This window comes from Idiomarina abyssalis (assembly GCF_900116625.1).
Classification (GTDB): domain Bacteria; phylum Pseudomonadota; class Gammaproteobacteria; order Enterobacterales; family Alteromonadaceae; genus Idiomarina; species Idiomarina abyssalis.
Map to the genome: position 1 here is coordinate 25,735 of NZ_FPBE01000010.1, position 10,316 is coordinate 36,050.

The 10,316-nt window shown below is 49.5% G+C and carries 6 protein-coding genes; all 6 read right to left on the minus strand.

Translation table 11 applies throughout. The features are described 5' to 3' along the window. Positions 1 to 87: 87 nt before the first annotated feature. A complete protein-coding gene (locus tag BM359_RS12890; RefSeq protein WP_054491272.1) occupies positions 88 to 2,073 on the minus strand; it encodes a tetratricopeptide repeat-containing sulfotransferase family protein in 1,986 nt (661 codons plus the stop codon). A gap of 67 nt (positions 2,074 to 2,140) precedes the next feature. Then, a complete protein-coding gene (locus BM359_RS12895) occupies positions 2,141 to 4,582 on the minus strand; it encodes a TonB-dependent receptor (RefSeq protein WP_054491273.1) in 2,442 nt (813 codons plus the stop codon). Positions 4,583 to 4,731: 149 nt separating this feature from the next. Continuing rightward, positions 4,732 to 6,459, minus strand: coding sequence for an SLC13 family permease (locus BM359_RS12900; protein WP_054491274.1), 1,728 nt, complete (start codon positions 6,457 to 6,459; stop codon positions 4,732 to 4,734). A gap of 4 nt (positions 6,460 to 6,463) precedes the next feature. Then, complete coding sequence (gene cysN, locus BM359_RS12905; RefSeq protein WP_054491275.1) at positions 6,464 to 7,882, minus strand: sulfate adenylyltransferase subunit CysN; 1,419 nt, start codon at positions 7,880 to 7,882, stop codon at positions 6,464 to 6,466. A gap of 14 nt (positions 7,883 to 7,896) precedes the next feature. Continuing rightward, on the minus strand, positions 7,897 to 8,808 hold the full coding sequence (gene cysD, locus BM359_RS12910) for a sulfate adenylyltransferase subunit CysD (RefSeq protein ID WP_054491276.1): 912 nt from the start codon (positions 8,806 to 8,808) through the stop codon (positions 7,897 to 7,899). A gap of 381 nt (positions 8,809 to 9,189) precedes the next feature. Beyond that, positions 9,190 to 10,221: an IS110 family RNA-guided transposase gene (locus BM359_RS12915; RefSeq protein ID WP_054491344.1), complete on the minus strand. Its 1,032-nt coding sequence runs from the start codon at positions 10,219 to 10,221 to the stop codon at positions 9,190 to 9,192. Positions 10,222 to 10,316 lie beyond the last annotated feature (95 nt).

Genomic DNA, 10,316 nt, shown 5'->3' on the forward strand with positions numbered 1-10,316 from the left:
AAAAGGAACAACACTATAACGAGGACGTTAAGATTATGTAAACGTAAAATGTAACAAAGTGTTAATAAGATTAACGAGCCAGTAACATTATCGTCGGTCCCATTGTTCCATCAATGACTGACCCAAAGCCTCTTGCAGCGGTTGTAGCTGGGCTTCAAATTTCTGCCACTGACCAATACCTTTCGCGTTAATAGGTTGTCTCACTTGCTCAGAACTGGCGGTTTTGACTCGTCGCTCTGCTTTGTGAGACTGCAGGCATTGCGGTTCCAGCGGCAGCTCCAAATAGTCAAACATGGCCTTAATTTCGGCTTCGGGGTTTTCCACCAGCTGCTCATGTATCACCGTATGGATGCTGCCCGGGTAAACCTTATTCCAGTGCGCCATCAAATCCACATAGTCACGGTAATACTCCGCCAGCATATCCAGTCCATAACTAAACTCCTGCCCTTCAGCGAATAGCTGCTTGTAGGCGCTAAAGCAGCAGTCCATGGGGTTACGCCGGGCGTCAATGATCTTCGCATGGGGAAGCAACGTTTTAATTAACCCAATATGACGAAAGTTGTTCGGCATTTTATCGGTAAAGAACAGCGCGCCCGATCGATAAATTTCTGTTTCAGCTAAATAGCGCTCGCCAAGCTGCATCAGCTTTTCCGGCGTTAACTCATCCAGTACAGACGGGTATTTCGGTGTGTCTGCCTGAACCTGGCGACCATTCAGTGAATGCGCAATAGCCGGAATGTTCGGCAGCTCTGAGGTTCCTTCTACGGCCGAGTGCGATGCCAGTATTTGCTCCACCAGGGTAGACCCCGCACGAGGTAGCCCTACAATAAATATAGGGGTTACGTTTGAGTTAACCGACGCTTCCGGCAACGCCTTCACTTTCTGCTCGGTAAAATACTCACGTTGTGCCGCAATGCGCTGCGCCAGAACCTCGGGTTTAAAGTGACTGGTACCACGTTTCAGTTCATTACCCTGCTGGTAATAGTCAAAGCTTTTATTGTGCTCACCGTGCTGTTCAAAGGCTTTACCCAGAGCAAAGCAAAAATGAATACGGTCATTTAAATGCGTTCTCGAGTCTTGCGCGGCGCGTTCCATCACTGCAATTTCGCTGTCGCTAAACTTGTACGTTTTCAGGTTGGCCAAACTCCAGTAAGCGTCGCCAAAATCCGGACGCTCCTGACACGCGCTTTGATAACTCTGTATCGCATCCTGCTGCTGGCCAATGGCTTTTAATAAATGACCTTTGGCAACATGGATACCGGCAATATCGTCGTTCATTTGCTCATTAATCAGCTCGTCATACAACGTCAGGGCTTGTTCGTCGTAGTCTAAAGCGGCCGATAAATTGGCAAACAGCGCTTTGTAAAGTGGGTTACCCGGCTCTTTCTCAAACAGCTCTTTGGCGTGCTTGTAAGCCTCACTGTGTTTTTGTCGGCGCTGCAGCACTTTAATGTAATCAAATTTGGCTAAATCGTAATTCGGCTCTAATACCAGCACGCTTTCTAAAAGGAACTCGGCATCGTTCAATACATCCAGTTGGGCGCCAATGTTTGCCAGCGTCCGCATGGCTTCAACATGATGCGGATTACGCTGTAAGAACGCCCGGCAAATCTTTTCGGCTTTGTAGTACTTGCCTTCGTGGTACAGGTTCAAGGCCGCTAAAATCTGCTTTGGCTGGCGCAACAAAAAGTTCGCTTGTTGCTGGTTACGCTCGGCTTGTTCGGTATTACCGCTCTTAGCTTCCAACTTTGCAGCCGCTGCCCAACTGGCATGTAAGGCCGGGTTTAATCGAATAGCCTGGTAATAATGGCTTAGCGCTTCTTCGTCTTTGCCCTGAGCTTTCAGGGTGTGCGCCAACTCCTGCAATGCGCGGCCGTATTCCGGCCATTTGGCAAGCAATGCATGCAAGGTTTGTTGCGCTTGCTGCAGTTGACCCAAATAACGATAAGCCACCGCTTCATAATACAGCGACTCTTTTTCTGCATCGCCTGACAAGCCATCACGCTCTTGCTGCAACAACTTAAGCGCCTGTTCAAACTGACTCTGCGCCAGGAGTTTCTTTATGTGATCCATAACGACCGTTATTCCCTCACAATGAAAAAAGGGGCCAGTGAAGGCCCCCTGTACTCAAATTATCTTATCAATAGAATGAGTAAGACACTGACAAGCCAATTGACCGAGGACGATTGGTTGTCGTTCTCAAGATATCGTCTTGCGTATTGGTATACAACTCAGCACGCTCATCGGTGATGTTTTTGATGTAAAGCTTCGCGCTCCACTGATCTTTCATGACACCAATTGAGGCATTGCCGATATTGTACGAGTCCTGCTTACCGCCTGCCTGTTCAACTTCAGCAGCAACCAGTGACGGGTAAGTCTCGCCCGCATAAATCCAGCCCACTTGAGCAAAGGCATCCCAGTTATTCTCAAGCGTCCAGGTATAGCGGCCGCGAAGGTTACCCTGTACCTTTGGTGTCAATGGCAACTCTGAGCCAATTGGCAAGGTGCGGACAATGCCCTGACCGGTACGAGTCAACTCAGTATCGTTGTACGACAAGGCACCACTGAAGGTAAAGTTGTCGGTCATACGCCAGGTAAAGTCGGTTTCCAGACCACGAATTTCTGAGTCTGCTGCGTTATCCACAAAGGTCAGAATTGAAATGTCGGTATCCAGACGCGTAATCTGCATGTCGTTCCACTCAACAAAGTACGCATTACCGTTCCAACGCAATGAGTTATCCAGCATCAGTGACTTCCAACCAAACTCGTAGTTGACCACTTCGTCTGACTCATAAACCGTGTTAACCGACTCGCCTGCATCATTGGTCGCGCCACCGGCACGGTTAAAGCCGCCCGGGCGGAAACCTTCGGAATACGTGGCGAAGAACAAGGTGTTCGGTGTGTACTGATAGCTCAACGTGAACTTCGGAATTACGTCATCCTGTTCAAGCGGCTCGTCAGTATGGCCTGCGGTTGAATTGTAGTCACGCCCGGCATCGCCGTCGGTGCCTTTTGAGGCAAAGCTGGATTGGCCGTAAAAGTCCGACTCCATGTCGTACCAACGCAAACCAACCGTAGCAGCCCACTGCTCAGTGAAGTCATAAGTAAACTCACCAAAGGCCGCAATTTGCTCTTCAGTACGCGTAATGTCATTAAAGAAACCCACACGCGGTGGACGAGCGTTCGGGTTATTGGCGTACACGCCTTCCATTGGTGCGTTCGGCACAAAACCTAACTCTTCAGGGTTCGAAAAGTAAACGTAATCGTCCTGGGTGTTAATTTCAAAGTCATCGTAGAACACACCGGCTGTAATACGCGCGTTATCAGTGAAGTCATAGTTAATACGAGCTTCCTGCGTAAAACGACTGTGTTCCTGGTAGCCTTTAAAACCCTTGGTCGGGTCGACACAGTTTTCTGCCATGCCATCATCGCCATAGTTACAGGTGTAATAAACGATGAAGGTACCTGAGGTGTTGTACCCGGTGTAGTCGACAGACTGCTCAATTTCACGGTTTAAGTAACCACCGGTATACAGCACTTCCAGTGCGCCTAAACGCCCGTCGAGTGTCCAGGTGGTCAAATCAAAGCTGTCTTCCAGTTCATCGGGGTAATAGCGTTCAACGTCTAAATCACCCACATCCGGGTCGTAGTCAAACACACCATCAGCGCCTAAGTCCTGCGCCTGGTGTTGCACCAACAGTTCCCAGTTGCTGTTAATCAGGTACTTAGCACTCAGACGGAAACCTTTGTAGTAACTGTCGTTAAAGTCTTCTTCCGCAAGGTGCGTGTTAAATGCACTGGTGAATTCGGTGCCGTCGTCCATCAAAGCTTCCATGGACGGATCCATTGAGCGGTAGTTCGGGTTATTCGGGTCGATAGAGAACTCACCCGCCACGTTATCGATATAACCACCACGGTTCACATTGTAAAACGCACCACGCACCGCTAAGTCGTTGGTCACCGGAATATTAATATAACCCTCGGCGGAGCTGCTCATTTCCCCTTCAGCCATGGTCTCAAAACCAGTGGTAAAACCTGCTTCGAACGCGCCTAAAACCGGCTTTTTAGTGATGTAGCGAATGGTACCTGCTTGCGAGCTTGCGCCAAATAGTGTGCCTTGCGGTCCGGGTAACACCTCTATGCGCTGCAAGTCAGTTGCGTAAACATCGAGGTTACGCCCGGGAGCGGTCACCGGCTGCTCGTCAACGTACAGAGCCACGTTAGGCATGGTGCCCTGTGCACCTGACAGCATCACCGTAATAGGCTGAATGGACATGCCGCGAATAAACACATCGTTCTGCCCGGGCCCACGGCCACTAGAAGTAACATTCGGTACATATTGTGCGTAGTCGTCAAAGTTTCCGATGTTTTGTTCTTTTAAATCGCGGGAACTTAACGCCTGCACAGCGGTTGGAGTTTGTTGGATATTTGTCGTGCGCTTGGTCGCGGTAACATTAATGGTTTCAATTTGCTTAGATGTTTCTGCCTCTTCTTGTTGCGTGTCCTGTTCTTGCGCAACTGCTGACGAAGAAGCAGCTAATGCTATAAAGATAGCTGAGCTCAACTTATTATATTTAAACATGGGTTCTCCCAGTTTGAGTGTAAAAAATCTCCTTCAAAAAAGCAGTGAACCGTCACTGCGTCTAATCTTACGAATCTTTACAATTATATAGGTTATGGAGCTCAGATCCAAAGACAGCGAAACCTGACACTTTTGTGCCAGGTGAAATATCAAAAAGGAAACACTAAGGGGATAAGCCACAGACTCATGGCAATGTAGGTAATAGCTACAGGCAGGCCGGCAAGAATAAAGTGCTTCAGCCGGTAATGGGTGGCGTTAAACACCATTAAATTGGTTTGGTAACCGTAGGGGGTAATAAAACTGGCAGAAGCAGCAAACGCCACGCCCATTATCATCGGGAACGGATCAACGCCCATACCCAATGACAATGAATAAGCCACCGGAAACATCAAAGCCGCAGCGGCGTTATTGGTGACCAACTCGGTCAGCAAATAAGTAATTAAAAACACACCGGCAAAGGTCAGAAAAACGCCCTGCCCGGCTAAGGTTGTTGAGGCAAAGTCACTGACAGCAGACGAAAGCCCGGTCGATTGCATCGCGGTTGCCAGACACAGCGCACTGGTAACTATCAACCATATCTCTACCGGAAAGCGGCGTTTTATTTCATTTAACCGCAGGCAACCGGTTGCTAATAAAACCGCCAGCAAAAATAGTACACCCATAAATAATGAAGCACCGCTTACTACCGTAGCGGCTATCATTCCGACAAAGCCCCACAGGGTGAGCTTTTCGCGCCAACCGCTCAGCATGTTTTCGGGTTTAACCCCGCTCAACAGGTAAAAGTTCTTCGTTAGGTTGGTACGGGCTGAAAAGTCCGGTCCGGTTGCCAGCAACAAAATGTCACCCGCACGCAGCCGCACATAACCTAAACGTCCGCTAATGCGTTCACCTTCACGGCGCACCGCCACAACCGCGGCATCAAAGCGTGCCCGGAACCCGGTATCCCGCAGGGTTAAACCACAAAGTACCGACTCTGACTTAATAACCACTTCGGTCAGCTCGTGGGTTTCCAGCCCTTTTTGTTCAGCAAACAGTTCAAGGCCCGGAAACTGCTTCAGCACTTTCACCTTGCTGACATCGCCGGTAAAAATGAGCTTGTCACCTGCCTGCAGCACATCGTAACGGGCTACTGGTCGTAGAGTTTGATCGCCCCGGTGTAGCTCGGCCAGAAATAGCTCTTCCAAATGGCGTAAACCTGCCCCTTCTACCGTTTTGCCAACCAAAGGTGAGTCGGCTGCCAGCTCTGCTTCGACAAAGTAGTCAGCGCCGGCTGAGGTTTCCTCTTTAATATTGGGCAAGAACCAACTCACTACGTACAGCACCAATAATCCAGCACCCAGTACACCTGCGCCTACCAGCGTAAAATCAAAAAAGGCAAAGCCATTGTGGCCGGTTTCGGTAAATAAGCTGTTGACGATGAGGTTGGTAGAGGTACCAATTAAGGTGAGGGTGCCGCCCATAATAGCAGCGTAGGAAAGCGGTATCAGTAGTTTAGAAGCAGCAACAAACCGGTTGCGCCGCACCGAGTTCAGTAAGGCCGCAACCACTGCGGTATTATTTAATAATGAGGAAGCTAATGCACTAAAGCCCATCACTCGCCAGGTGGTGCCGGCAACTGACGGGCTAAATAAATACCGCGACAGGGTTCGCAGTAAGCTGGTTTTTTCCAGAGCGTAGGAAATAAGTACCAGCATAACTAAGGTAGCTAAACCCGGGTTGGCTGCGTTATCCAGCAGCGCATCCTGACCTACCCAACCTGTCGCCAGACAAACTAACATGGCGCCGGCAAAAATCATTGCAGAGCGTTCCTGATAGCGGATCAACAGACCCACCATCAGTAGCATTAACGCAATAAGCCCCGCGCCGGCAAGTGTCATAGCGTTACTTCAACAGATCCTTCGCTTCCCAATGCGGGAAGTGCTTGCGAACTAGCGCATTCAGCTCTAACTCAAACTCACTGTAGTCGTGTTTTTGAGTCTCACCTTCAGCAGAATCCGACAACGCCTGCTCAATCATACCCGCACCAACCGTCATATTTGTCATACGGTCAATAACAATAAAGGCACCAGTTTTCGGGTTGCTTTGGTAATCGTCAAACATCACTTTTTCAGTAACGCGAACGTCTACTTCGCCAATTTCGTTCAGTTCCAGCTTACCGGCTTTGTGCTCAGCAAAGGTGTTCACATCTATGCGATGCTGAACTCCTTCAAATTCACCCGTGGTCAGCTTGCTGTTAAACTTCAGGTAATACTCGCGGTGCGTTTGCAGTGCGTCCTCATTCATCCACACCAACTTAGCGCGGAAGCGACTGGATACATTCGGCAACGAATCTTTCTTCACAATCATATCGCCACGGCTGATATCAATTTCATCGTTCAGCGTCAGCGTTACTGCTGCAGGTGCCAAGGCTTTTTCGTGCTCACCTTCAAAGGTCACAATCGACTTAATGGTGGAAATTTTGCCGGAAGGCAGAACCCGAATGGTATCGCCAACCGCAATTTCCCCCGAGGTAATAGTACCGGCAAAGCCCCGGAAGTCGGAATTTGGACGGTTCACATACTGTACTGGAAAGCGGAACTCTGCACTGTCGGCTTCGCGCTCAATAGACATGCTTTCCAGATATTCCATTAACGGAGAACCGCGGAACCAGCTGAGTTTTTCACTCGGGTTCACAACGTTGTCGCCTTTCAGCGCCGAAATTGGCACAAAACGAATATCCGGAATATCCAGCGAACCGGCCATTTCCAGATAGTCCGCCTGAATTTGCTTGTAGGTGTCCTGCGAATAGTCCACCAAATCCATTTTGTTAACGGCAACAATTACGTGTTTTATACCCAGCAGTGAGCAAATAAAGCTGTGGCGACGTGTTTGGGTCTGCACGCCCTTGCTGGCATCGACAAGAATAACCGCAACATCACAGGTTGAAGCGCCGGTTGCCATATTACGCGTGTACTGCTCGTGGCCCGGGGTGTCAGCAATAATAAATTTACGCTTATCGGTCGAAAAGTAACGGTATGCTACGTCTATGGTAATGCCCTGCTCGCGCTCAGACTGCAGGCCGTCAACCAACAGCGCCAGGTCAACTTCGTCGCCCTGAGTACCGGATTTTTTCGAGTCTTCGGTAATGGCCGCTAACTGGTCCTCAAAAATCATTTTACTGTCGTGCAGCAAACGACCAATTAAGGTACTTTTGCCGTCATCGACGCTGCCGCAGGTAATAAAACGCAGCAGCTCTTTGTTCTCGTGCTGCTTCAGGTAAGCTAAAATATCTTGTTCAATTAAAGGGCTTGCATGACTCATTACATTTTTACTACTTAAAAGTAGCCCTCCATTTTTTTCTTTTCCATAGACCCGGCACTGTCGTGATCAATCACACGGCCCTGACGTTCAGACGTTGTTGTCAGCAGCATTTCCTGAATAATTTCCGGCAAAGTTGCCGCCTCAGACTCAATGGCACCAGTTAAAGGGTAACAACCCAGGGTACGGAAGCGCACCATTCTCATTTCCGGCGTTTCGCCTTCTTCTAATGGCATGCGGTCATCGTCCACCATAATTAAGGTGCCGTCACGTTTAACCACGGGGCGTTCTTTAGCAAAGTACAGTTCTGGAATATCAATGTTTTCCAGGTAAATGTATTGCCAGATATCCAGCTCAGTCCAGTTAGACAAAGGGAATACACGAATGCTTTCGCCTTTGTTCACTTTCCCGTTAAAAATATTCCACAATTCAGGGCGTTGGTTTTTCGGGTCCCAGCGGTGGTTTTTGTCACGGAAGGAATACACACGTTCTTTCGCACGCGACTTTTCTTCGTCACGACGGGCACCACCAAAGGCGGCATCAAACTGGTATTTGTTCAGCGCCTGCTTCAGTGCCTGAGTTTTCATTACGTCGGTATGCAAAGCACTACCGTGGGTGAAAGGCCCAATGCCTTTTTCAACGCCTTCGGGGTTAATGTGCTCCAGCAACTCAAAACCGTGCTTTTCCGCCATACGGTTGCGAAACTCAATCATTTCGCGAAACTTCCAGGTGGTATTCACGTGCATTAACGGGAACGGAATTTTTCCCGGAGCAAAGGCCTTACGCGCCAGGTGCAATAATACCGATGAATCCTTGCCCACCGAGTACAGCATAACCGGGTTATCAAATTCCGCCGCCACTTCGCGGAAAATGTGAATCGATTCGTACTCCAACGCCTTTAAATGCGTTAACTTCTCTTCGCTAATCATTGGTTTCCCACTATTTTCGTTAAACCTGTAAATCTTATTTATGCTTCGCCTGACGTTGCTATCGTAACCTGACATTCATGTCAGGTGAGATATCGTTCCTGACGTAAACGTCATATATGGTCCCCTCCCGTTTTGCAACGGCAACTCGTGGTAAATGTCGGGGCGCTCGCATATATTCGGCCTGTTTATGGTGCGCGCTTTGCGCACCTGGCCTGGATGAACTCCGCACGACAACTGGCTTATCAGGCTAACGTACTTTATGTACGGACGTTTAACAGTCTCAATTGTCGTCGGTTTACCCTATTTTACCATCCTGTTGACGTTTGCAACTCCCGGAAGGAACGAACCTTCGCTGTGCTCTTTTACTGAATACTGTTGCTGTTAAGCAGCAGTCATCCGGTAATCTTCTTTATTCTTTAACATCGCCCAGATTATCCGGGCGTGCTTGTTAGCCAGTGCCACCGCCGCAACGTTGTTACCCCGACGTTTAGCGACATCCTGTGCCCAGAGGCTCAGCCTGTCGTGACGTTTCTGCGCCACCCGAAGTGCCGAACGGGCGCCGTGCACCAGCAGTGTCCTGAGTTTGGTGTTTCCTTTTTTGGTAATACCGCCTAAACGGTCTTTACCACCACTGCTGTTTTGCCGTGGTACCAGTCCCAGGTATTCCGATAGGTTGCGGCCGCGCTTAAATTCGCTGACATCGCCTATCAGTGCCAGCAGCGACGTCGCTGTTATCGGCCCGATACCCGGTAGGGTCATCAGCCGCTGGCTGTCTTCGTTCCTTTCGGCCTGTGCTGCTAAGCGCTTATCCAGCGCTTTAACTTCTTCATCCACCGCTCGCAGCATCTGATACAGCCGGTTGATTAAGTCCCGTGACTGAAGCGTCAGCGCATTGCTGTCATCTTCCAGTATCTCCGGCACTCTCTGTAATATCGTCTTGACCTGCCTTGGTAGAATAATACCGTACTCGGCCAGCTGACCTCTTAGCCGGTTCGAGAACTGAGTTCTCGTCTGTACGAAGCCTTCCCGCTGGTTGACCATTAACGCCAGGTCCTGTTGTTCAATGCTCTTTAGCCTCACCGTCTGACGGTTAGGGCGTGATGCCGCCTCGGCTATTGCCCGCGCGTCATTCGCATCGTTCTTCTCACCCTGCAAATACGCTTTAACATAGCGTGGCGGCAGCGCCACCGTTTTATAACCCAGCTTCTCACACTCGCGGCGCCAATGGTGGCTCATGCCGCAGGACTCAACCGCCACCTCGCAGTTGTCCGTGCGCTTCAGAGTCGCCAGCTTCGCTAACACCTTATTGCTGCGCAGCTTTTTATTAAAAACTTCCTGCTCATTTTCATCCAGCGCCAAAACCTGAATAAAATCCTTTGCCAAATCCAGGGCAATTCTGTTTACAATAGCCATTGGTCCTCTCCACTCTGTTTCTATAGAAGCTTGAACCTCTATATTGGCACATTGCGATGCCGCTTAGGAGGGAGGGGACCATCTCATCAGGCTAC